We start from the raw sequence: 23,077 nt of genomic DNA, 5'->3' as shown, positions 1-23,077 counted from the left end.
GGCGACAAGAACTCGTGCAGCAGGTAGCCGTGCGCGGCGTGCACCTCGACGACGTCGAAGCCGGCCTCGTCGGCCCGGCGCGCGGCCGCGGCGAACGCATCGACGACGCGGGCGATCTCGGCGGCGTCCATCGCGCGGGGCTCCGCGAGGCCGGGGAAGGGCACGTCGCTCGGGCCGATGATCGGCCAGCCGCCGTCTGCGGCCGGGACGACACCGCCGGGCTCACCGGGGAAGTTCCGGTACGTGCTCGCCTTGCGGCCCGCGTGCGCGAGTTGCATCGCGGGCGTCGCCCCTTGTGAACGGATGAACGCCGCGATGGGCGCCCAGGCGTCCCGCTGCTCGTCGTTCCAGATGCCGACGTCGTTCGGGCTGATGCGCCCCTCGGGCGCGACGGCCGTCGCCTCCGTCATGACCAGGCCGAACCCGCCCTGCGCGCGGGCGCCCAGGTGGACGCGGTGCCAGTCGGTCGGGACGCCGTCCGCCCCCGCCGAGTACTGGCACATCGGCGAGAGCCAGACGCGGTTGCGGATCGTCAACGAGTCGAGCGTGATGGGGTCGAGGATCTTCGGCACACCCCTTCCAACCGACGGGGGTGCCCTCGGCATTCCATCCGGCAGCGGGGGCCGCTGCCCAAGGCTTCGACATGAACGCGGCGGTTCCCCTGGCGGGCTACGGGTGACACGATGTCCCCGGACGACAACCCCTGCCGAGGAGCACCCATGGACACCACCGCCGTCAGCCTCGTGATCCTGGGGGCGTCGGGCGACCTCACCAAACGCCTGCTGCTTCCGGGCCTGGCCACGCTTCTCAAGGCCAAGTCCAACTATGACGTCACGCTGATCGGCGCCGCCATGGACGACCTGACCGCCGACGAGTGGTCCGAGCGCGTCAAGACGGCCCTCACCGAGGGCGGCCTGCGCGACAGCCGCGTCGAGGCGATGCTGGGCCAGACCCACTTCTCGCACTTGGACGTCACCGATCCCGAGGCGCTCAAAGCCTTCCTCGGCGAGCTCGACGCCCAGGGACGCCCCATCGTGCTCTACTTCGCGCTGCCGCCGGCGATCAGCCAGAAGGCGTGCGAGGCGATGACGAAGATCGAGCTGCCCGACGGCATCCGGCTGTGCATCGAGAAGCCGTTCGGCTCCAGCCTGGAGTCCGCCCGCGAGTTCAACCGCCTGCTCGCGACGCTCGTGCCCGAGAAGCAGATCTTCCGCATCGACCACTACCTCGGCAAGGCGACCGTCCTGAACCTGCTGGGCCTGCGCTTCGGCAACCGCTTCTTCGAGCCGGTGTGGGACGCCCGCAGCATCGAGCGAGTCGAGATCGTCGGCGACGAGACCCTCGCGCTCGAGGGGCGCGCCGGCTACTACGACCACTCGGGTGCGGCGCGCGACATGATCCAGAGCCACCTCATGCTCGTCATGGCGTTCTTCGCGATGGAGGAGCCGTCCCGTATCGAAGAGCTCGAGGTCCGCGACCTCATCGCCCACACCCTGCGCGCGACGCGCGTGTGGGGCGACGACGGCGTCGCGGCGTCCCGGCGGGCCCGCTACACGGCGGGTGAGATCGACGGCAAGCAGATCCCCAACTACGTCGACGAGCCGGGCGTCGACCCGGCCAACGACACCGAGACGCTCGCCGAGATCACCCTGGAGATCAACAACTCGCGCTGGCGGGGCGTCCCGTTCCGGCTGCGCAGCGGCAAGGCGCTCGGCGACGGCCTGCGCGGGGTGTCGGTGATGCTGAGGCCGCTCGACTTCGTGCCGGCCGGCTTCTCCGACGTGCCCCCGGCCAACGTGCTGCAGATCGGCATCGCGCCCGAGCGGATCCTCATGGGCATCGCCACGAACGGGGAGGGCGACCGCTGGGACTTCGAGCAGACCGCGCTGGCGGCCGACCTGGGGGAGAGCCCGATCCGGCCCTACGGCGAGATCCTGGACGGCATCCTCGCGGGCGACCCGCTGCTGAGCGTCCGGGGGGACGTGGCCGAGGAGTGCTGGCGCATCCTCACGCCGGTCTTCGACGCGTGGGACCGAGGCGACGTCCCGATGGACGAGTACCGCGCGGGTTCCAGCGGCCCCGACACGTGGAAGTGACCGCGGCCGGCGGGCCGCGGGCGTCCCTGTGCACCTGAGCGGTGCACCTGAGCGCCGACTGATCGGACGCTGAGCCGCGCCTGAGCGTGCAGGGACGCCGCGGGGCGGGTGCACTGTCGCATCCTTGTCGCAACCAGGGTGTCCCTGGTTTTGGGGACACCGTGTGTTACTTTGGCGTGGTCCCGGCCGATGGGGGCCGGGAGCCTCCGCCGTCCGACGCCCCTTTCCGCCCTAGTGAGGTCCGTTGCTCAGAAACATCGCCGAGCTCGATCGCGGCGTGCGGATCGCGGGCGTCATCATGGGCTGGATCGTGCTGAGCGTCGTGAGCAACCGTGTCCGGGCCGACTACTTCCATTACCCGGCGGGCGTCGCCCAGGTCGCCCTCGCCGCGGTCGGCGTCGCCCTGGCCCTCATGACCGTGAACGCCCTGCGCCCCGGACGCCTGCGCTGGGCGCCGCAGGCGCTCGTCGTCGTCACGGTCGCGGCCGCCCTGTCGCACCTGGGCATGCTCAGCCGTGTCGGGCCGTCGTTCGATGTGCCGCCCCTGCTGTTCTTCGGCATCCTCGGGGGGATCTGCGCGAACTACGCGTTCAGTCTCCGCGTCGGCATCGTGCTGAGCGTGGCCATGTCGCTCCTCTTCGCCGGCTTCAGCGTGCCGACCCGCCGGAGCCTGATGCTGGGCGCGCTGGACGGCATCTACATGGTGATCATGTGCTTGGCCGTCACCCGGCTGCTCCAGCTCGCCTACCAGATCGTCACCGAGGCCGAGCGGTCGAGCGCCCGCATGATCGTGCTGCGCGAGGCGACCGCCCGCGCCACCCGCCGCACCTACGAACGGCGCCGCTGGGACGGCGTCGTCCACGACAAGATCCTCGGCGCCCTGCAGTTGGGCGCCCGGGAGCCGGCGTCGTCGCAGAACAGCCGCGAGCTCGCCGCGGACGCCCTCGCCGCGCTCGACGAGCGGCGGCCGGGCCAGTCGATCAGCACGTTCGCGGACGCCGTCGGCCGCGCCGCCTCGCGGCTCGGGCTCGACGTCGACCTCACCACCGACGGGACCCTCGCGGCGTCCCCGGTGGCCGACGCGCTCGGGCAGGCGACCACCGAGGCGCTCACGAATGTCGCGCGCCACGCCGGGGTCGCCCGGGCGTCCGTCGCGATGGTCAGCGACGAGGACGGGGTGACCGTCACGATCGCCGACCGGGGGCGGGGCTTCGACCGGGCCGACGCGCCCACCGGGCGCGCCGGCATCGCGCTCGGCATCGAGGAGCGGCTGCGCTCGATCGGGGGCACCGCGCACATCGCGTCCGGACGCGGCCGCGGCACGACCGTTACGCTGCGCTGGCGGCGCGGCTCCGGCGAGGACGCCGACTCGACGCGCTGGCGTCCGGGGTCGCTGATCGCGCTGCGGGACGCCCTCGTCGCCGTCTTCCTCGCGCACGTCGCCATCGGGGTGTTCCACGACCCCGAATACCGGCACGACTGGGCCGAATGGGTCGGGCTGGCGGCGTTCGGCGCGGCCACGGTGCTGGCGGGCATCGCGGGGCCCAGCCGGCGGGCGTGGCTCGCGACGACGGCGCTGCTGGCGGGGGCGTCCGGCTTCCTGAGCTGGGAACTCGTCGCCCAAGCACCCCTCGACTGGCGCTTCTGGTGGGGCGGCGCGAGCACCGCGGCGGTCGCGCTGCTGGTCATCCGCTACGGCCCGCGGGCGGGCGTCGCCACGCTCGGGATCACGATCGCCGTGGACGCCGTGGCCGGCTCCCTCGGACGCCCGCTGCCCGTCGAGGGCCTCGTCTGGAACTACGTGATCGCCGTGATCGGGCTCGTGCTCGCGATCATGGTGAAGCGCGGCCTCGACCAGACGTTGGCGATCATCGGGCGGGCGGCGTCCGACGAGGCGGACCTGCGCGGCGTCCTCGCCGAAGAGCAGGAGGTCGCCAGCGAGGGCGCGCGCCGCCGGCGCCAGCTGTCCAGCGAGGTGGAGCCGCTGCTGCGGCGGCTCGCCGCCGGCGAGCCCGTCGACGAGGACGCCCGCCGCGCGATGGTGCGCGCCGAGGCCCGCACCCGGGACTCGCTGGTGGCCGGCTACCTGCTGGACGACGCCCTGGAGGCCCGCGTGGACGAGGCGCGCGACCGCGGCGTCCGGGTCGTGCTGTCGGCGCGGAAGGCCGGCCGCTCCGTCGAGTTGGACGCCTTCCGTTCGCTCGCCGTGGCCGCGCTCGACGGGGCGGGGGCCCGGTCGTCCGTGACCGTCGCGTGGACGCCGTCGTCCGGGCAGCCGCGGCGCGGGACGATCACGATGGTCGGGCCCCGGCGGGAGGCGTCCGGGGACGTGCACGGCATCATCGAGGACGCCCGCCGGCGGCTGCGCGTGGAGGTCTCGTTCGACGAGGACTCCGTGCTGATCGAGTGCTACCCGCTCGGCGCCGCCGGCACGCTCGAGACGGCGGCGGTGTGAGGGCGGGTCAGTCGCCCCCGGTGGCGTCCTCGGTCATGAGCCGGACGAGTTCGTCGGCGATCGCGCGCCCGGGCAGCCCCCAGGACTCGCGATAGCCGTAGACGTCGCGCAGGCTGCGCTCGCGCCGGTCGCCGTCGAGGAGGGCGACGTCGTCGGGGCCGATCAGCGCCGGGTGCGGGACGCCGGCCGCGCCGGCCAGCTTCACCAGGTCGCGGCGCAGCGTCTTCACATACGACGCCAGCCGGTGCGACTTCTGCGCGGGGTCGAGGCCGTGGGCGAGCCAGCGATCCTGGGTGGCGACGCCGGTCGGGCACCGGTCGGTGTGGCACTTCTGCGCCTGGATGCAGCCGATGGCCAGCATCGCCTCGCGGGCCACGTTCACCATGTCGGCGCCCAACGCGAACGCGACCAGGGCGTTCGCCGGGAGGCCGAGCTTGCCCGACCCGATCCAGGTGACGCGGTCGGTCAGGCCGGCCTCGGCGAAGATGCGGTACACCTCGGCGAACCCGACCCGGAACGGCAGGGCGACGTTGTCGGTGAAGACGAGCGGCGCGGCGCCCGTGCCGCCCTCGCCGCCGTCGATCGTGATGAAGTCGACGCCGCGTGAGCCGTCGCGCATGTGGGCGGCCAGGTCGTACCAGAACGGGACATCCCCGACGGCCGACTTGATGCCGACCGGCAGGCCGGTGGCGTCCGCGATCTTCTCGACGAAGTCGAGCATCGAGTCGACGTCGGAGAACTCGGAGTGCCGGGCGGGGCTGACCACGTCCTGCCCTTCCGGGACGCCGCGGATGCGGGCGATCTCCGCGTTCACCTTGGCGCCCGGCAGATGTCCGCCGAGGCCGGGCTTGGCGCCCTGGCTGATCTTGATCTCGATCGCGCGGACCGGCGCCGACGCGGCGACGTCGACGAGGCGTCCCAGATCGAAATGTCCGTCGGCATCGCGGCAGCCGCAGTAGCCGGTGCCGATCTGCCAGATCAGTCGCCGCCCTGGCGGTGGTGGTCGGACAGCCCGCCCTCGCCCGTGTTGTGCAGGAACCCGCCCAGGCGCGCGCCCGCGTTGATCGCCTGGATGGCCTGCGGGCTGAGCGACCCGAACGACATGGCCGACACGTTCACGACGGACGCGGGGCGAAACGCCAGCCGGCGTCCGCGGGGGCCGCCCAGCACCTTGGGGCTCGGCAGCGAGGTCTCGTGGTCGGCGGCGAGGTGGGGGTTGGGGGCGTGGGCGGCAAACGTCCGCTGCCGGAGCACCGGGTAGTGGTCGTGCTCGATGTCGTTGTCGGTGCCGAACCCGACGTAGTTGTTGAGGCCCTTGGCCGACGTGTAGACCCAGCGGCGCTGGTCGCGGCTGAACGGGCGCTCCTCGTCGTTGCTGGTGACGATGTACTGGCGCAGTTCGGGCCCGATGGACTCCAGGGCGTAGCGCAGGCGGGCGAGCACCGGGAAGTTGCGTCGGAGCGCGTGATCGCGCTGGAGGAGGTCTTGCGCGGCCAGCCCCGCCAACGCTGCGGGAATCGTAGCCAGAGCCCACTTCTTGATGCGCTCAGCCTGCTACGCGGGCGGCGCGTTGTCACGGGATCGGTCTGGGCCCGTGGGACGCCGGTGCGGCCCGGGCCGTCCGCGGGCTCGCCGCAGACGCAGCCCGGGCTCACCCGCGGCGGAACCGCCGCAGCCGCATCGAGTTGCTCACCACGAACACGCTCGACAGCGACATCGCGAACCCCGAGATGAGCGGGTTCAGCAGGCCGGCCGCGGCCAGCGGGATCGCGGCGACGTTGTACGCGAAGGCCCACACGAGGTTGCCCTTGATGGTGCGCAGCGTCCGGCGGGCGAGGGCGATGGCGTCGGGCACGACGTCGAGGCTGCGCCGCACCAGGATGATGTCGGCCGACTTCATCGCCACGTCGGTGCCCGTCACGACGGCCAGGCCGAGGTTCGCGGTCGCGAGCGCCGCGGCGTCGTTGATGCCGTCGCCCACCATGGCGACGCGGCGTCCGTCGGCCTGGAGCGCCTCGATCGTGGCCGCCTTGTCCGTGGGCAGCACCTCGGCGATGACCTCGTCGACGCCGACCTCCGTGCCGACGGCGTCCGCGGCCTGACGGCGGTCGCCGGTCAGCAGGACGGTCCGCAGCCCCATCGCGCGGAGCCGCGCGACGGCGTCCGCGGCCGAGGGCTTGATCGTGTCGGAGACGACGAGCGTCGCGCAGGCGACGCCGTCGAGCGCGGCGAACACGGCCGTCCGGCCCTGGTTCGCCGCCTCCTCGGCCACCGCGGACGCCTCCGGCGGCAGCGCGATGCCGCGATCGCGCAGCAGCCCGGCCTTGCCCACCAGGACGTGGCGCCAGGCGTCCGCGACGAACGCCTCCCCGGACGCCCCCTCTCCCGGCAGGGCCGTCACGTCGCGCACGGACGCCTCCGGCACCCCGGCCTCGGCGGCGCCGGTGACGAACGCCCGGGCGATCGGGTGCTCGGAGTGCCGCTCGACGCCGGCGATCGCGGCGAGGACACCGGCGTCCGGCAGGCCGGCCCCGTCGAGGACGCGGACCCGCTCCAACGCCATCGCGCCGGTCGTCAGCGTGCCGGTCTTGTCGAGGACGACCGTGTCGATGCGTCCGGACGCCTCCAGCGCGTCCGGGCCCTTGATGAGGATGCCCAGTTGCCCGCCGCGGCCGACGCCGACCATCAGGGCGGTCGGCGTGGCCAGCCCGAGGGCGCACGGGCACGCGATGATCAGCACCGACAGGGCGGCGTTGAACGCCAGCCGCGGCCCGCCGCCGGCGACGAGCCAGACCACGAGCGTCAGTCCGGCGATGACGAGGACGGCCGGCACGAACACGGCGACGACCTGATCGACCATCGTCTGGACCCGCGCCTTGCGCGCCTGCGCCTGCTCGGCCGTCGCGGCCATCTGGGCGATCTGGGTGTGGGCGCCGACCTTGTCGGCCTCGACGATGAGCGCCCCCGTCGTGTTGACCGTGCCGCCGAGCACCCGGTCGCCGACGGTCACCTCGGCCGGCACCGGCTCGCCGGTCATCGCCGACGTGTCGATCGCCGAGTTGCCGACGACGACGTGGCCGTCGGTCGCGATCCGCTCGCCGGGACGCACGAGGAACCGCTCGCCGACCCGCAGCGAGCCGATCGGCACGACCTCCTCGCGGCCGTCGCGGATCACCCGGACGGTCGTCGGTGCGAGCCTGCCGAGCGCCTCCAGGACGCCGCGGGCCGACCGCTTCGAGCGCGCCTCCATGTAGCGGCCGCCCAGCAGGAAGGTAGTGACGGCCGAGGCGACCTCGAGGTACAGCGTGTCGGCGCCCCGCGGGGCCAGCCCCCAGCCGACCCAGTAGCCGGTGCCGCCGTCCACCTCGAAGGCGGTCGCGACCACCGACCACGCGAACGCGGCCAGGACGCCGAGCGACACGAGCGTGTCCATGCTCGTCGAGCCGTGGCGCAGGTTGCGCCAGGCGGCCCGGTGGAAGGGCCACGCGCACCAGAACACGACCGGGATCGCGCAGGCGATGAGCACCCACTGCCACCCCGGGAACCGCATCTGCGGCGCCAGCGCCAAGACGATCGCCACGTCGCCGAGCGGCACGGTCAGCAGCGCGGCCACGATGAGGCGGTTGCGGAGCATCTTCACGCGGTCGGAGTAGCCGTCGGGCTCCGCGCCCTCGCGCACCGGGGACGCCCCGTAGCCGGCCTTCTCCACGACCGCGACGGCCTCGTCGGCCCGCGCGGCGCCGAGCCCGAGCACGACGGCCCGCTCGGTCGCGTAGTTCACGGTCGCGGACGCCCCCGGCATCTTGTTCAGCTTCTTCTCGATGCGGGACGCGCACGCCGCGCACGTCATGCCGGAGATGTCCAGCTCGACGCGGTCGGCGAGGCCGCCGGCGTCCGGCTCGGCCGGGAGGCCGGGCGCACCGGAGGCGTCCGGCTGCTGGGTGAGGGGCGTGTGGGTCATGGGCGCAGCCCGATCTCGTTGGCACGGCGGCGGGCGTCCTCGGCGTCCCTTTCCGCGAGTTGGCGAAGCATGTCGTTGTAGGCGCCCAGGGCGTCCTCCTCGCCGGAATCCTGGGCCAGGTCGAAGCGGGAGGAGTCCACGCGATCCTGCCGGAACCACTGCGCGGCCAAAGCGATGATGACGAGCACGATCGGCACCTCGCCGAGGATCCAGGTGATCTGGCCCGCGATGTTCTGATCGGCCATGAGGTTACCGACCCAGGCGATGTCGATGGACTGGTAGAACTCCTCGCCGAACAGCGACTGGGAGCTCAGGATGCCGACGGCGAAGATCGCGTGGAACGGCATGATGCTGATGAGCAGCGCGAGCTTCACCAGGTGCGGCATCTGCCACGACGAACGTTCGGGCCCGATCAGCAGGTTGAAGAACCCGTAGCCGGTGACCATGAACGCCAGCAACATGAGCTGATGGGCCCAGTGGTAGCGCATCAGCCACGAGAACGCCGGCGTGTAGTAGACGGCGAACAGCGAGCCGACGTAGCCCAGCCACAGCAGCGGGGGAGCGGTCAGGAGTTGGAAGGGCCGATAATCGGCCCAGTCGGACGCCAGTTGGCCGAGGCTCGGCGGCTCGCCCGCCGGGCGCTCCGGGGACGCCGCGGCGACCAGGGCCATGGGCGCCCCCAGCACGCACAGCACCGGGACGAGCATGTTCACCGTCATGTGGACGAACATGTGCCAGCTGAACACGACCGTCGAGTACTCCCAGAAGCCGCTCGTGGCCAGGTACACCATGAGCCCCCAGCCGAGGAGCCAGGAGACGGTGCGCCAGATCGGCCACGGCGTCCCGAGGCGCCGGGCGCGCCGGGTGGCCGCGACGTAGATCGCGACGGCCGCCACCGCGAGGACGATCCACAGCAGGTTCGGACGCCCCGGCCCCAGCAGCCGCGCCAGCGTCACCGGGACGTTCATCTCGTAGCCGAGGTAGTTCTCCTGGATCGTCTGCGGCACGAAGAACCGTGGCGGCGGGAGGTGCTGGGCCGCCGTCTGGAACGCCGCGTACGCGACCACGAGCACGACGTCGCGCAGAACCACCGACGCCGCGCGGGCGCCCGAGGCGTCCCACTCGGGTGAGAAGCGGCGCGCGAGCGCGCTCACCGCGAGCAGCGCCAGGACCGCGAACGAACCGATGACGGGCAGGCCGTACGCGGTGGCGAAGGGGGAGACGCCCGCGAGCTCCTGCCAGGCGACGACCACCTGGGACGCCGCCGCGACCGCGATCAGGGCGAGCACGAGCCGCGTGTGCGCGCGGAGGCGTCCGGTGCCGGGGGCGAGCAGGGACGCCGCGGCCGAGATCGCGATGGGGCCGAGCGTGAGCGTCCCGATGATCGCGGCGTCGGTGGCCCAGTCGTGGTCGCGGCCGACCGAGACGTTGCCGGTCACGGCGACGAACGCCCACGAGACGACGCCGACCACCAACCACGACGAGGTCGCCGCGCGCGCCCGCGAGCCGTACGCGATGAGCACGGCGCCCAGCGCGACCAGCGCGGAGATCAGCCAGGCGAGGCCGGATGGCACCGAGGTGACGAACGTCCACCAGGACGCCGGCGTCAGCGCGTAGCCGAGCGGGACGCCCGTGACGAACGCCGGGTTCGCGGCCGTGAGCACGAGGGCGGCCCAGAACCACACCTGGCCGGCGCGGGCCGCCCAACGGAACGCGCGCTCGCCCGGCGCGATCGTCGCGGCCAGCAGCGCGCCCAGCGTGGCCAGGGACGCCAGCCGTGCGGTGAGGTCCGCCAAGGAGGAGGCCAACCCGGTCGCCGGGTCGGCCTGGAGGCGTCCGGGCAGGGGAGGCAAACTGGGCAGGATCGCCGAGACCCACGCCACGAAGGCTGTGGCCAGGAGGGCGGTCACGACCAGCGCGGCCGGCCTCCAGGGGACGGATCGGGTCTGGGCGTCGGGCATGGGTCCTAGTCTGCCGCGTCCTGCGCGGCGTTTCGCGGGCGTGTCACCCCGTTTTTAGCGACAGGTGTCATGATGGTGCTCACGACGACGTGCCGAACGGACGAAGCGGCCGGAAGGAGGGATGGTGCGGCTCAGCCAGCAGCGGCTCGAGCGCGGCGGTCAGCTCTTGGGCGCCGTGAGCTATACGTTCCTGGTGCTCGCGGCGTTCGCGCAGTCGCGCACGCTGGACCCGTACCCGCGCGGCGTCGTGCCCGTGGTCCTGGCGATCGCGGGCGTGCTGGTGGTGCTGCTGTGGGTGGAGGTCAAGAGGCGTCCGGGCGGTCAGCTCATGGGGACGGTCTTCTTCTGGTTCGGGCTCGCCGTGACGCTGCTGCACCTGCCGCTCATCGGGTTGTTCCGCGGCCAGTCGGACCCGCCGGCGCTCATCTACTTCTGTCTCGCGTGCATGGGGTACGCCGCCGTGGCCTTCCCACCCGCGCCGGGCCGGGTCGCCGTCGTCGGGTTCTCGCTGTTCTTCGGGGCGCTGCGGGCCATGTCGGTCGCACCGCGCGACGGGTCTCCGACGGCGCGATCATGCTGATCGCCGGCCTGGGGCTCGTGGAACTCGTGCGCGTCGCGAACGCCGTCGCCGTCGACATCGACCGCTCGTCGCGGCGCAGCTGGCAGCTCAAGGAGTCGCTCGCCGGTGCCCGCCGCCGCGCCTTCGAGCTGCAGCGGTGGAACGGGCTGATCCACGACAAGATCCTGGGGGCGCTGCTCGCCGCGACCCGCGAGCCGCGGATCGACGAGAACTCCACCGAGTTGGCGCACCAGGCTTTGGACGCCCTCGGCCCCGGCGGCTGGCTGCCGTCGAAGGGCGACCTGTCGGAGCGGATCGCCGCCGCGGCGTCCCGGATCGGGCTGGACCTGACGATCGTCATCGACGGCACGGAGCCGTCGCCGCTCGGACACCCTCGTCGAGGCCGTCACCGAGGCGCTGACGAACGTGGCGCGGCATTCGGGCACGCGCCAGGTCGTCGTCCGGGGGCACGTGGACCCCATGATGAGCAAGATCACCGTGACGGACGCGGGCTCGGGGTTCGCGACCGACCGGGTGCGCGAGCGGCGGGCCGGCGTCCGGCAGGGCATCGTCGGTCGGATGGAGTCGGTCGGCGGCACGGCCAAGATCGACTCGCGGCCCGGCGTCGGCACACGCGTCACGCTGGTGTGGGAGGACGCCGAGGTGCACGCCACTGGCCCCGAGTGGGACATCGCGCTCATGCGGCCGCTGCTGATCATCATGTCGTTCGCGACGCTGGAGCAGGTCGGCGTCGCCTGGGTCTTCCGCGACGCGGTGCGCAACCCAGGCGTTTGGGAGACGGCGCTGCTCGCGTGCCTGGTCATGACCGCGGTCCTCGTCCTCGTGCGTCGCAGCCGCTGGCCGGGCGTGCTGGCCGCGCTGGCGATGGTGGCGACCCCGCCGTGGTGACCCCGTTGCTGCCCAACCCCGGAAGCCTCGACTGGCAGTACTGGTGGGGCGGCGGGTACGCGACGGCCGTCGGCGTCCTGTGCTTCCGGTATCGCAACGGCGTGGGGGTCGCGGTGATGGCCGCGATGATGGCCGTGGACGCCGTCGTCTCCGCCGGCTCCCTGCCGATCGCCGGGCTGCTGTGGAACTACACGCTCATGACCGTGGTCGCGATTTTCGCGTCCATCCTGCGCCGCACGCTCGACGATGCCGCGATCGTGCTCAGCCGTGCGGCGGCGCGCGAGGGACGCAGCCGCATGCAACTCATCGAAGACCAGGCCAGGGTCGAGGAGGCCGACGCCCGCCGCGCCGAGCTGAGCACGTCGGCGTCCCCCCTGCTGCAGCGCATCGTCGCCGGGGGATCGCTCACGGACGCCGAGCGGCTCGGCATGGAGCGGGCCGAGGCGGAGATCCGCGACCAGCTCGTCGCCGACCTCCTCGTGGACGCCGACGTGCGCGTCGCGACGCGCCGCGCGCGGGACCGCGGCGTCCGGGTGGAGCTCGTGGCCCGCGACGAGGACGCCGAGCGCTTCGCCGCCGAGCGGCTCGCCGGGCTCGCCGCCGGAGGGGCTCCGGAGGCGGCGGCCGCGGCCGACTGCTCCGACGCCTCGGCTGGGCTCGAGGCGTTCCGGACCCTGCTGCCGGCCACCCTGCCGCTGGCGCCCGACGACAGCCGGCTGGCCGCGCACTGGTCCCCGGCGAACCCCCGGTGGGGCTCGATCGTCATCGTCGGGCGCGTCCCGCAGGACGCCGTCGCCGCCATCCGGGACGCGGCGGCCGCCACCGCCGGACGCCTCTCGACCTTCGTCGACGACGACGAGGACTCCGTGCTCGTCGAGTGCTCGAGCCCGGCCGGCGCCGCCCCGCTGGCCGTGCCGTCCTGACCGGGAGTCAGGTGACGGCTCAGCGCAACTCGGCGCGCGCCGTGACGACCCCGGACGCCGACCGCACCTGCGCCCCCGCCGCGAGGCCGGCTTCGGCCGGCTCCACCAGAATCCGTTGCACGCCGGTGAGGGGCGCGACGAAACGGTAGGCGAAGGTGCGCCCGACGAGCTCGACGCCCTCGCGGCGCATCAGCTCGCCCATCAGCAGGGCCTGCAGCGGCCCGTGGATCACCAGCCCGTCATAGCCCTCCCTCTCGCAGAACGGCAGGTCGTAGTGGATGCGGTGGGCGTTGAAGGTCAGCGCCGAGAAGCGGAACAGCAGCGCCTCGTCGGCGACGAGCGACCAGGCGGCCCCGCCGGGAGCGTCCGTGTCCGGGGTCGGCTCTGCGTTCGGGGTCGGCCCCGCGCCCGCGGACGTCGCCGCGCCCGACCCGGCCCGCGGGAAGCCCGGTTCGCCGCGCGCGGGCAGCGACTCCTCGCCGGGCGCCCGGTAGACGATGTCGGACTCGTCGACGATCGCGGTGACCCCGCCCTGCACGAACTCCGAGCGCACGGTGGCGATCACCAGGGGCCCGCTGCGCCCCTGCTTCTCGCGGCTGGACACCAGCTCGGTGCGCCGGGACGCCGGCTCGCCGAGCCGCAGCAGAGCGTGCGTCGTCACCCGGCCGCCGCCGAACATGCGCCGGTAGCCGGGCCCGGGCGGGTGCGGGACGCCCGCGAGGGCGTGCCCGTCGGCACCCAGGCCGCGCTGCGGCGTCCGTTCGAGCAGGTAGACCCAGTGCCACAGCGGGGGGAGCACGCCAGCGGGCGGCTGCAGGTCGAGCGTCGCGGCGAGCCCTTCTGCCGGCTCGCGGGTCAGGATCTCCGCGGCATCGGTGCGATCGGCGTCCATGCGCCCACTGTCGCACAGGACCGGCCTCGCGCACCCGCGGCCGGACCAGGATCACAGCCGGTGCTCCACGATGCCGATCGCCTCCATCAGCGCGTACATGGTGACCGGCCCGACGAAGACGAAGCCGCGGCGCTTCAGCTCCTTCGACAAGGCCGCCGACTCCGGTGACTGCGACGGCGCCGTCTCGGCCGGGGCGCGCGGGTCGTCGGGCCGGAACGACCAGACCAGCTCGCCCAGGTCGTCACCCGCCTCGGCCAGCGCGACGGTGGCCCGCGCGTTCACGATGGCCGCGTCGATCTTGCGCCGGTTCCGGATGATGCCCGCGTCGGCCATGAGCCGTTCGACGTCGGCCTCGCCGAACCCGGCGACGACCTCCGGATCGAACCCGGAAAACGCCGCCCGGAACGCCGGACGCTTGCGCAACACCGTCTCCCACGACAGGCCCGACTGGAACCCCTCCAGCACGATGCGCTCGTAGACGCCGCGGGCGTCGCGCACGGGCAGCCCCCACTCGGTGTCGTAGTACTCGCGGAGCAACGCGCTGCTCTCCGCCCACGCCGGGCGCGGGCCCCCGGCGGCGCCTCGCTCGGGATTCTCGTCAGCCTTCATGCTCACCACAGTAGGGATCCCGTGTCACCCCTTGTCGGCAGGGGCCGCTACCCGCCGTTCACCCGCGCGCGCTACCGTGCGCCGGTGACCCAGCTGGCTCGCCGTCTGACCCTCCCGGACGCCGTCGTCATCGGCCTCGGCTCGATGATCGGCGCGGGCGTCTTCGCGGTCTGGGGGCCGGCGGCCGCGGCGTCCGGGGGAGAGCTGTTCGTCGGCCTGGCGCTCGCGGCGGTCGTCGCGTTCTGCAACGCGACGTCGTCGGCGCAGCTCGCGGCCGAGCACCCGGGCTCCGGCGGCACCTACCTGTACGGACGCCGCCAGCTCGGCCCCTGGTGGGGCTTCCTCGCGGGCTGGGGCTTCGTGATCGGGAAGACGGCGTCGTGCGCGGCGATGGCGCTGACGGCGGCGTCCTCCCTGGTGCCGGGCCCGTGGCAGCGTCCGGTGGCGGTGGCCTCGGTCGTCGCCCTCGCAGCGGTGAACTATCGCGGCATCACCCGGACGGCCCGCCTGGCCAGGGTGATCGTCGCGATCGTGCTCGTCCTGCTCACGGCCGCGGTCGCGGCGAACGTCGCGTCCGCGAGCGCGGTGGGCCTGCTCGGCCTGCCTGGCACGCCGGGCCTGCCTGGCACCGCGCCGACCGCGGCCGGCCCGTACGGCGTCCTCCAGTCGGCCGGACTGCTGTTCTTCGCGTTCGCGGGCTATGCCCGCATCGCCACGCTGGGGGAGGAGGTGACGCGACCCGAGCGCACCATCCCTCGGGCGATCGTCCTGGCGCTCGGCCTGGCCGTCGCGCTGTACGCGCTGGTGGGGGCCAGTCTGGTGGCCGTCCTCGGGGTGGGACGCCTCGCCGTCAGCGCGACACCCCTCGTGGACGCCGCGGCCTCCGGCGTCGCCCCCTGGCTCGCCCCGCTGCTGCGCATCGGCGGCGGGATCGCCGCGCTTGGGGCGCTGCTCGCCCTCATCGCCGGCATCGGGCGCACCGCCCTCGCGATGGCCCGCGAAGGTGACCTGCCGCGTCCGCTGGCGGCGGTGCACCCGCGCTTCCAGGTGCCCCATGTCGCGGAGGTGACCGTCGCCTCCGTCGTGTGCGCCCTCGTGCTGCTGACGGACCTGCGTGGGGCGATCGGGTTCTCCAGCTTCGGGGTCCTGCTGTACTACTTCGTCGCGAACGTCGCGGCGTTCACCCAGGACGCCCACCGCCGCTACCCGCGCGCCCTGCAGGTGCTGGGCGCGGCGCTCTGCCTGGTGTTGGTCGCGACCCTGCCGTGGGCCTCGGTGGCCGCCGGCGTCGGGGTGTTCGCGGTGGGCGTGGCCTATCGGGTGGTCGTCCGGCGGGGCGTCCGGGCGTCCAGGGCGTCCAGGGCGGACGGATCGGACGGGGCAGACGGGTCGGACGGCTGACCTGGGCAACGCCGGGAAGCGCTCGGCGCGTCCGGTGTTGTCATCGGCGCGAACGCCCGGCCAGCCGGGCGACGACCTCCACCAGGGCCTCCATCTCCTCCGCGGTCTGGGGGGCGGCGGGCGTGCCGCCGGCGTCCGGTCCCACCGCCGCGTTGTAGTAGATCCCGTCGCCGAGCAGCAGAATCGCTTTCGCGACGGCGTCGTCGCCCACCTCGGCGGTGATCAGATCCAGCCACCGCCGCTGGATGGCCGCGATCGCGCTGCTCGCGCCCGACCCGAGGCGGGCGGCCGCGACGAGGCACCGGTCGAACTCGGAGCCCTGCGACGCCGACGTCCGCACGTAGTAGACCGACGCCCCCTCGGGCGCGGTCGCCATTGTGGCGAGGTCGGCGTCCGCGAGGGCGTCGAGCCGCTCGAACAGCCCGTTCGCCAGCGCCTCCTTGCTGCGGAAGTGGTACAGCAATCCGCCCTTCGAGACGCCCGCCTTCGCGGCGACGGCGTCCAGCGTCGCGGCGCGCTCGCCGCCGGCGATGAGGATCTCCTCGTACGCCCGCAGGATGTTGTCGCGCGCGCTCATGGAATCGACAGTCCAGCAGTCATGGCGATACTGTACCGTCCGGACGGTTCGGTCACGGGCCGTCTCGTTCATGAAAGGGGCAAGCGATGTTGTCGGCAACGCGCGCGGCGAGTGCGCCGGGAGGAGGCCTGTCGACGCGCCGACGCTGGGCCGCCCTGTGCGTGCTGGTGCTTCCGGTCGTGCTGGTGGCGGTCGACAACACGGTGCTGGCCTTCGCCGTCCCCGCGATCTCGGAGGCGCTGCGCCCGACGGGCATCCAGGTGCTCTGGATGGTCGACATCTACCCGCTCGTGCTCGCGGGCCTGCTCGTGCCGATGGGGAGCCTGGGCGACCGCATCGGACGCCGGCGCCTCCTGCTCATCGGCGCGAGCGGGTTCGCGGCCGTCTCGGCGGCCGCCGCGTTTGCGCCCTCGGCGTCCTGGCTGGTCGTCGCCCGCGCGGCCATGGGTGTCTTCGGGTCCATGCTGATGCCGGCGACGCTGTCGCTGATCCGCAACGTCTTCGTCGACGCGCGCGAGCGCCGCATCGCCATCGCCGTGTGGGCCGCCGGCATGTCGGGCGGGGCGGCGCTCGGCCCGATCCTGGGCGGGTTCCTGCTGGAGCACTTCGGCTGGCCGGCCGTGTTCTGGATGGCCGCGCCGGTGCTCGTGCCGCTCCTGGTGCTCGGGCCGCTGCTCGTGCCGGAGTCGCGCGACCCGCGGCCCGGGCCGATCGACGTGGTGAGCATCGGGCTGGTGCTGGCCACGATGACCCCGCTGGTGTGGGGGATCAAGCACCTCTCGAGCGTCGGACCGGACGCCGCCGCGGCGGTCGCGCTCGCGGTGAGCGTGCTGGGTGGCGTGACGTTCGTCCGGCGGCAGCTCCGGCGTGAGATCCCCATGCTGGACGTCCGGCTGTTCACGAACCCGGTGTTCAGCGGGTCGGTGTTCGCGAACCTGTTGAGCATGTTCGCCCTCGTCGGCTTCTTCTACTTCGCGGCGCAACACCTGCAGCTCTCGAGCGGGATGTCGCCGATGCTGGCCGGCCTCTTCCTGCTGCCCGGCACCGTCGCGACGGCCGTCGCGGGGCTGCTGGTCGTGCGCGTCGTGGAGCGGGTGCGGCCCTCGCGCGTGGTCGCCGGGGGCATCGCGATCAACGCGCTGGGGTACGTGGTCGTCCTGGCGACCCAGGGGTGGTGGCTGGACGCCGGGCTGATGGCCGCCTTCATCCTGATCGGCCTCGGCTCGGGCGCGGCCGAGACGATCTCGAACGACCTGATCCTGGCCAGCGTGCCGGCCGCGAAGGCCGGGGCGGCGTCCGCGATCTCGGAGACGGCGTACGAGGTGGGGTCCGTCCTCGGGACCGCGGTTCTCGGGTCGGTGCTCACGGCCGTCTACACGACCCGGGTCGCGGTGCCGGACGGGCTCGCACCCCAGGACGCCGCGGCCGCCGGCCAGACCCTCGGCGGGGCGACCGACGTCGCCGGACGCCTCGACCCGGCCCGCGCGGAGGCGCTGCTGAGCTCGGCCCGGGAGGCGTTCGACTCCGGCGTTCTCTACACGTCGTGGATCGCCGTGGCGGTGCTGACGGTCGCTGCCGTGGTCGCTCTGCGCGCGCTGCGGACGGCGTCCTGAGACGTTTCTACCTGACATTCTCCACACCCTGGTGTGGAGAATGTCACACGGACCCGGTGAACCCGGCCCGGGAGCGGGCCGGCGGCGTCACCTCTCCGCGTCGTACGCCCCCGGACGATCGACGATCAGCACCGCGCCGTCGGCGTCCTCGGTGAGTTCGGCGGGGGCCAGCGCGTGGGCGAGGTGGTACACGGCGACGGTGACGATGGTCCCGAACGCGATGCCCGACAGCGCGAAGCCGTCGGTGATCCGCAGGGTGACGTCCCCGATGCCGATGATCACGCCGGCGGCCACGGGCACCAGGTTGAGCGGATTGCCGAAGTCGACGCGGTTCTCCTTCCAGATCTTCGCGCCGAGCAGGCCGATCATGCCGTACAGGACGACCGTGATCCCGCCCAGCACGCCCCCGGGCGTCGCCGAGATCACCGCCCCGAACTTCGGGCTGAACCCGAACAGGATCGCGACCACCGCCGCCACGACGTACGCCGCCGTCGAGTAGACGCGCGTCGCCGCCATCACGCCGATGTTCTCGGCGTACGTGGTCGTCGGGCCGGCGCCCAGCGCCGTCGCCAACACGGACGCCCCGCCGTCGGCCGCGATCGCCTTGCCCATCTCGCGATCGAGGTTCGCGCCGGTCATCTCGGCGACCGCCTTCACGTGCCCCGTGTTCTCGGCGATCAGCGCGATCACCACCGGCAGCGCGATGAGCGTGAACGCCAGATCGAACGAGGGTGCGTGGAACCCCACGACGTTCGTCGTCGCGTGCAGCCGCCACGTGGCCAGGTCGGACACCGGCGGCAGCCCGATCCACGCCGCGGACGCCACCCCGCTCCAGTCGACCCGCAGATGCGTCGTGACGGCGTCGGCCGACGCCGAATACGACGTGATCGGCCCGAAGACCAGGTCGGCGAGCCAGCTCAGCACGTACCCGATCACGAGGCTCACGAAGATCGCGATGCGCCCCACGAACCCCCGGACGCCCACGCTCAGCACCACGACGATCAGCATCACGATGAGGCCGATCCACTGATCCTGCGGCCAGTACGTCTTCGCGACGACCGGCGCCAGGTTGAACCCGATCAGCATGACGACGGCCCCCGTCACGACCGGCGGCAGCACCCGATGGATCACCCGCGACCCGGCCGCCTGGATGATCAGGCCCACCACCAGCAGCGTGACCCCGACCCAGAGCATCGCGCCCGACACGTGCGACGGGTTGCCGCCGCGCGCGTAGATCGCGGTCGCCACGCCCACGAAGGACGCCGAGCTGCCCAGGTAGGACGGCACCCGACCTCGCACGACCGCCAGGAAGATCAGGGTCGCGACGCCCGACATCATCACCGCGAGCTGCGGGTTCAACCCCATGAGCAGCGGGAACACGAACGTCGCCCCGAACATCGCCACGACGTGCTGGGCGCCGAGACCGACGGTCTTGCCCCAGGAGAGCCGCTCGTCGGGGGCGACCACCTCTCCGGGGGCCAGCGACCCGTCTTTGTGCAGCTTCCAGAAGGCCATCGTCCGTTCCCCTCTCGCCGGTTACGCCGGGGGAGAGCGTATGCCTCGGGGCCGGGTGACGGCCGTCCGGTCCAGCCGCTGACGCGGCGTCCCGGCCGTCGACGACGCTCGCGCCCGGACGCCCGCCTCCCCGGGGGTGCCCGCTACCGCGTCCAGCCGATCGCGGTCCACGATGTGGACGCCAGCGCGTCGGCGCCGACGTTCGCCAGCCCGTTCTTGACGGCGACGACCTGGGGCTCTTGGTACAGCGGGATCGTGTCCGCCTGCTGCCAGAGCTGCGCCGCGGCCTGCGTGGCGAGGGCGTTGCGCGCGACCGGGTCGGGCTCGTCGGCGATGCGCCGCGCCAGATCCTTCTCCGAGTCGGAGTGCGTCAGCGACGCGGCCGCGTCCTCCAGCGGGTAGCGCGACAGCGTGACGCGCTCGACGCTCAGGTCGCCGCCCCCCGATACGGGCCGCACCTGGACACCGACCGCCGCGAGATCGGCCGTGATGCGGGACGCCTCGGCCGCCGCCTGCGCGTCGCCGGGGTCGGCGGTCAGGGTGAGCGACAGCGGCCGGCCGTTCTTGGCCCGGATCGAGCCGTTCGTGCCGCCGAGGACCCAGCCGGCGTCCTGCAGCAGCCGTTCGGCCTGGTCGGGGGCGTAGGTGAGACCGGTGGCGTCGGCCTGGTTCGTGTAGCCGGCCTGGTTCGTCAGCAGCAGGTGATTGCTCCAGACGGCGCCCTCGCCCCCCGCATCCTCCAGCACCGTGCGGGTCAACCGGTCGCGGTCGATCGCCCGGACGATCGCCTGCCGCACCGGCAGCTCCTGCAGCGGGCCGTCGTCCTCCTTCAGCGTGAGCCGGCGGGCGGTCGCGCCCAGGTTCGCGCGGACGGTCACCCCGTCCGTCGAGCGGGCCAGCGTCAGCGCGGACTCCGACAGCCCGACGTCGAAGAGATCGAACTCGTTGCTGGAGAAGGCTGCGGGCAGCGCCTCGGGCTGAATCGTCCGGAAGATCACCGAGTCGAGCCGCGGCCTCGCACCCCACCAGCGGGGGTTGCGCTCCAGCGTGACGACGCCCTGCATGCGATCCACGTGCGCGATGCGGAACGGCCCCGCCCAGCGGGCGCTGTCGGGGGACGCCCACGAGGCGTTGAACGCCGCCGCGTCTTTCACCCCGTCGGCGGGCAGCGGGCCGTGCTCGAGCACCCGCGACCAATCCGGGTCGACCGAGGCGAACGTCAGCACGACCTGCAGCGGGCCCTCGCCCGCGCGCACGTCCGCGACGCGACGCCAGTCGCTCGCCTGGGCCCGGACGCCGGGCACCCGGCCCGACAACGCCCGCCAGGACGCCACCCAGTCGTCGGCCGTGATCTGGCGGCCGTCGCCCCAGACCGCCTTCGGGTTCAGATCGAGCGTCACGACAGTGCGCCCGTCGTGCGTCGCGGACGCCGCCGTTGCGAAGTCGGGGTTCGGCCGGGCGTCGCCCGCGGCGTCGTAGACGAGGTAGTGCGGACGGACGGCGTCCACCATCTCGTCGGTGTCGCTGGTCGCGTCGGCGGCCCAGGGATTCCAGGACGCCGGGAGCCGCGTCACCGGGATGCGGAGTTGCCCTCCGTCGCGCAGGGTCGCCGGATCCTGCGCGTTGGTGACGAGCGTGGCGTTGCTGGTGAACTGGGGCGGGGTGGGCAGCGGATCGGACCCCCCGGGCGTGCACCCGGCGACGGCCAGCAGGACCGCGAGACCGGCCACGGTCGCCCGTCGTGCGATGCCCACGGCTTCAGCCCCCCTCCGCCTCGGACTGGTCGTCCATGCTTGTCCAAGCCCGGCGATGGACAACCTACCGTGGATATGTCGTTGCACGGATCACAATCCCGACCCGGAAACGTCACGGTTCGCTAACCCCGGGGTGGGGTCCCCGGGGAGGGTGGCACCTCACCCCCGAAACTCAAGCGGGGGGCGGATCTGGGGTCAGATCCAGGAGTGCAGCCACATGCGCGCGAGCCACTCGTGGTAGGGCAGCAACTGATCGGTGAGGACCGGGTAGATGTAGCCGAAGTTCACGATCACCAGCGCCACCGCGAGGCCGACGGCGATGCCGCCGCGGCGGCGTCCGGGCGCGCGGGGCTGGCCCAGGATCAGCCCCATCACCATGCTCAGCCCGATGACCGAGAACGGGATGATCGTGATCGCGTAGAAGAAGAACAGCGGGCGCGACGTGTACAAGAACCACGGCAGCCACGCGCTCAGGACGCCGAGCACGGGGACGCCGAAGCGCCAGTCGCGCCCGGCGAGCCACCAGACGGCGGCGACGACGAGGGCCAGCAGCGCGAGCCACCACAGGATCGGCGTCCCCATGCCGCTGATCACGCGCAGGCAGTTCTCGGGGCCGACGCAGCCGTCCGTCCCGGGGCGGATGTCGTTGACCGCGTCGATGCCGATCGGGCGCAGCATGAGCAGCCAGCCGGCCGGATGGGCGTCGTAGGGGTGCGTCGCGTGGTTGATGAAGTCGCCGGTGTGGAAGTCGTAGATCTCCTTGTGGTACCAGAGCCACGACGCGAACGGACGCCCGAACGCCCTGACCAGCGGGCTGTCGGGGTTCCGATCCCCCCAATCGCGGTCCCAGCCGCCCTCGGTCGCGAACCAGCCGGCCCACGTGGCGACGTACACCCCGGCGGCCACGAGCACCATCGTGACGAACGCCGGGACGCCGTCGGCCAGCAGCGCGAGCCACGCCTTGAAGTCGGCGCCGGCGAGACGCCGGGCCCCGACGTCCCAGAGCACCGACAAGACGCCGAAGACGGCGAGGATGTAGATGGAGTTCCACTTCGTCCCGAGCGCGAGCCCGAACAGGACGCCGGCCGCCAGGCGCCAGGGCCGCCAGAGCACGAGCGGCCCGAAGGCGCCCCTGAGGTCGGGCAGCCCTCGGGCGTCCAGGTGGTCGGCGAGCCGTGCCCGGAACCAGTCGCGGTCGGCGACGACGCACGCCACGGCCGCGACCAGGAAGAACGCCTGGAAGATGTCGAGCAGCGCGATGCGCGACATCGTGAACGCCAACCCGTCGAACGTCAGCAGGATGCCGGCGATCACGCCCACCATCGTCGAGCGCGACAGGCGTCGCGCCAGCCGGATCGTCGCGACGATCAGCAGCGTGCCGAACACGCAGGCGGCGATGCGCCAGCCGAACGGGTTCATCCCGAACAGGGCTTCCCCGGACGCGATCAGCCACTTGCCGAGCGGCGGGTGAACGACGAAGGACGCCGCGTCGTGCATGACGTCGACGTGGCCGGCCAGAACCTCGGTGTTCGCGTTGTCGGGCCACGTGCGCTCGTAGCCGAAGCGGAGCAGCGAGTAGGCGTCCTTGGCGTAGTACGTCTCGTCGAAGACCAGGTTGTGCGGGTAGCCGATGTTGATGACGCGCAGCACGAAGGCGAGGGCCGCGATGCCGGCGGTGAGCACCCACGAGCGCGCGGTGTCGGTGGGGAGGAAGTCCCGCAGCCGCTCGACGGTCGTCAGCGGCGACACCCGGGACGCCGCCCGCCGGCGGCCCGCGGTCGCGGTGGCGCCGGTCGCGCCGACCGCGGTGGGGCTGGTCGCGCCGACCGCGGAGGCGCTGGTCGCGCCCGCT

Annotated in this window: 16 protein-coding genes and 2 pseudogenes; 7 read left to right on the top strand and 11 right to left on the bottom strand. The window is 73.1% G+C overall.

Translation table 11 applies throughout. The features are described from left to right. Window positions 1–572: pseudogene (locus WMJ97_RS08340) on the bottom strand (NADH:flavin oxidoreductase/NADH oxidase); the annotation flags it as partial. A gap of 147 nt (window positions 573–719) precedes the next feature. On the opposite strand from WMJ97_RS08340, the gene WMJ97_RS08335 reads away from it, so the two are divergent. After that, window positions 720–2,096 (top strand): glucose-6-phosphate dehydrogenase, encoded by a 1,377-nt coding sequence (locus WMJ97_RS08335; protein ID WP_347348519.1) that lies wholly within the window; start codon window positions 720–722, stop codon window positions 2,094–2,096. A 244-nt stretch (window positions 2,097–2,340) separates the two neighbouring features. After that, the gene (locus tag WMJ97_RS08330) at window positions 2,341–4,551 is read left to right on the top strand and encodes an ATP-binding protein (RefSeq protein ID WP_347348518.1); all 2,211 of its coding nucleotides are present in this window, start codon (window positions 2,341–2,343) and stop codon (window positions 4,549–4,551) included. Window positions 4,552–4,558: 7 nt separating this feature from the next. On the opposite strand, the gene WMJ97_RS08325 is transcribed toward WMJ97_RS08330, so the two are convergent. The 4 genes from WMJ97_RS08325 to WMJ97_RS08310 all read right to left on the bottom strand — a co-directional run bounded on the left by WMJ97_RS08325 (window position 4,559) and on the right by WMJ97_RS08310 (window position 10,473). Then, entirely contained in the window at window positions 4,559–5,380 is an 822-nt protein-coding gene (locus tag WMJ97_RS08325) for an FMN-binding glutamate synthase family protein (protein ID WP_347348522.1), read from the bottom strand. A 149-nt stretch (window positions 5,381–5,529) separates the two neighbouring features. Next, window positions 5,530–6,057, bottom strand: coding sequence for a glutamate synthase-related protein (locus WMJ97_RS08320; protein ID WP_347348517.1), 528 nt, complete (start codon window positions 6,055–6,057; stop codon window positions 5,530–5,532). A gap of 145 nt (window positions 6,058–6,202) precedes the next feature. Further along, on the bottom strand, window positions 6,203–8,401 hold the full coding sequence (locus WMJ97_RS08315) for a heavy metal translocating P-type ATPase (RefSeq protein ID WP_347348521.1): 2,199 nt from the start codon (window positions 8,399–8,401) through the stop codon (window positions 6,203–6,205). 107 nt (window positions 8,402–8,508) lie between these two features. Beyond that, complete coding sequence (locus WMJ97_RS08310; RefSeq protein WP_347348516.1) at window positions 8,509–10,473, bottom strand: cytochrome c oxidase assembly protein; 1,965 nt, start codon at window positions 10,471–10,473, stop codon at window positions 8,509–8,511. A gap of 121 nt (window positions 10,474–10,594) precedes the next feature. Between WMJ97_RS08310 and WMJ97_RS08305 the strand changes: the two genes are divergently transcribed. The 3 genes and pseudogenes from WMJ97_RS08305 (at window position 10,595) to WMJ97_RS08295 (ending at window position 12,864) form a co-directional block, all read left to right on the top strand. After that, entirely contained in the window at window positions 10,595–11,053 is a 459-nt protein-coding gene (locus WMJ97_RS08305; protein ID WP_347348515.1) for a hypothetical protein, read from the top strand. 375 nt (window positions 11,054–11,428) lie between these two features. Continuing rightward, a pseudogene (locus tag WMJ97_RS08300) lies at window positions 11,429–11,941 on the top strand (ATP-binding protein); the annotation flags it as partial. After that, window positions 11,935–12,864 carry a hypothetical protein gene (locus WMJ97_RS08295; protein ID WP_347348514.1) on the top strand — a complete coding sequence of 310 codons (930 nt, stop codon included), beginning with the start codon at window positions 11,935–11,937 and terminating at the stop codon, window positions 12,862–12,864. The pseudogene WMJ97_RS08300 and the gene WMJ97_RS08295, both read left to right, overlap by 7 nt. Before the next feature lie 19 nt (window positions 12,865–12,883). Here WMJ97_RS08295 and WMJ97_RS08290 read toward each other — a convergent pair whose 3' ends face one another. Continuing rightward, window positions 12,884–13,756, bottom strand: a complete 873-nt coding sequence (locus WMJ97_RS08290) for an acyl dehydratase (RefSeq protein WP_347348513.1) — start codon at window positions 13,754–13,756, stop codon at window positions 12,884–12,886. 51 nt (window positions 13,757–13,807) lie between these two features. Continuing rightward, window positions 13,808–14,365 (bottom strand): DNA-3-methyladenine glycosylase I, encoded by a 558-nt coding sequence (locus WMJ97_RS08285; RefSeq protein ID WP_347348512.1) that lies wholly within the window; start codon window positions 14,363–14,365, stop codon window positions 13,808–13,810. Between the two features lie 84 nt (window positions 14,366–14,449). On the opposite strand from WMJ97_RS08285, the gene WMJ97_RS08280 reads away from it, so the two are divergent. Beyond that, window positions 14,450–15,766, top strand: a complete 1,317-nt coding sequence (locus tag WMJ97_RS08280) for an APC family permease (protein ID WP_347348511.1) — start codon at window positions 14,450–14,452, stop codon at window positions 15,764–15,766. Between the two features lie 40 nt (window positions 15,767–15,806). Here WMJ97_RS08280 and WMJ97_RS08275 read toward each other — a convergent pair whose 3' ends face one another. Continuing rightward, the gene (locus tag WMJ97_RS08275; protein WP_347348510.1) at window positions 15,807–16,343 is read right to left on the bottom strand and encodes a helix-turn-helix domain-containing protein; all 537 of its coding nucleotides are present in this window, start codon (window positions 16,341–16,343) and stop codon (window positions 15,807–15,809) included. 161 nt (window positions 16,344–16,504) lie between these two features. Between WMJ97_RS08275 and WMJ97_RS08270 the strand changes: the two genes are divergently transcribed. Further along, window positions 16,505–17,956, top strand: coding sequence for an MFS transporter (locus tag WMJ97_RS08270; protein WP_347348509.1), 1,452 nt, complete (start codon window positions 16,505–16,507; stop codon window positions 17,954–17,956). A gap of 87 nt (window positions 17,957–18,043) precedes the next feature. Here WMJ97_RS08270 and WMJ97_RS08265 read toward each other — a convergent pair whose 3' ends face one another. The 3 genes from WMJ97_RS08265 to WMJ97_RS08255 all read right to left on the bottom strand — a co-directional run bounded on the left by WMJ97_RS08265 (window position 18,044) and on the right by WMJ97_RS08255 (window position 22,965). After that, a complete protein-coding gene (locus WMJ97_RS08265) occupies window positions 18,044–19,471 on the bottom strand; it encodes a solute carrier family 23 protein (RefSeq protein ID WP_347348508.1) in 1,428 nt (475 codons plus the stop codon). A 143-nt stretch (window positions 19,472–19,614) separates the two neighbouring features. Next, window positions 19,615–21,225, bottom strand: coding sequence for an ABC transporter substrate-binding protein (locus tag WMJ97_RS08260; protein ID WP_347348507.1), 1,611 nt, complete (start codon window positions 21,223–21,225; stop codon window positions 19,615–19,617). Window positions 21,226–21,420: 195 nt separating this feature from the next. Next, window positions 21,421–22,965, bottom strand: coding sequence for a phospholipid carrier-dependent glycosyltransferase (locus WMJ97_RS08255; RefSeq protein ID WP_347348520.1), 1,545 nt, complete (start codon window positions 22,963–22,965; stop codon window positions 21,421–21,423). Window positions 22,966–23,077 lie beyond the last annotated feature (112 nt).

The organism is Nigerium sp., from assembly GCF_039811905.1.
In the GTDB taxonomy this organism is placed as follows: domain Bacteria; phylum Actinomycetota; class Actinomycetes; order Propionibacteriales; family Propionibacteriaceae; genus Propioniciclava.
This window is presented reverse-complemented; position numbering and strand designations above follow the sequence as displayed.

Excerpts from the sequence above, each read along its gene's own strand:
- WMJ97_RS08335 (WP_347348519.1), top strand. The coding sequence starts at position 720 with ATGGACACCACCGCCGTCAGCCTCGTGATCCTGGGGGCGTCGGGCGAC.
- WMJ97_RS08315 (WP_347348521.1), bottom strand. The coding sequence starts at position 8,401 with ATGACGTGCGCGGCGTGCGCGTCCCGCATCGAGAAGAAGCTGAACAAG.
- WMJ97_RS08310 (WP_347348516.1), bottom strand. The coding sequence starts at position 10,473 with ATGCCCGACGCCCAGACCCGATCCGTCCCCTGGAGGCCGGCCGCGCTG.
- WMJ97_RS08305 (WP_347348515.1), top strand. The coding sequence starts at position 10,595 with ATGGTGCGGCTCAGCCAGCAGCGGCTCGAGCGCGGCGGTCAGCTCTTG.
- WMJ97_RS08290 (WP_347348513.1), bottom strand. The coding sequence starts at position 13,756 with ATGGACGCCGATCGCACCGATGCCGCGGAGATCCTGACCCGCGAGCCG.
- WMJ97_RS08285 (WP_347348512.1), bottom strand. The coding sequence starts at position 14,365 with ATGAAGGCTGACGAGAATCCCGAGCGAGGCGCCGCCGGGGGCCCGCGC.
- WMJ97_RS08275 (WP_347348510.1), bottom strand. The coding sequence starts at position 16,343 with ATGAGCGCGCGCGACAACATCCTGCGGGCGTACGAGGAGATCCTCATC.
- WMJ97_RS08265 (WP_347348508.1), bottom strand. The coding sequence starts at position 19,471 with ATGGCCTTCTGGAAGCTGCACAAAGACGGGTCGCTGGCCCCCGGAGAG.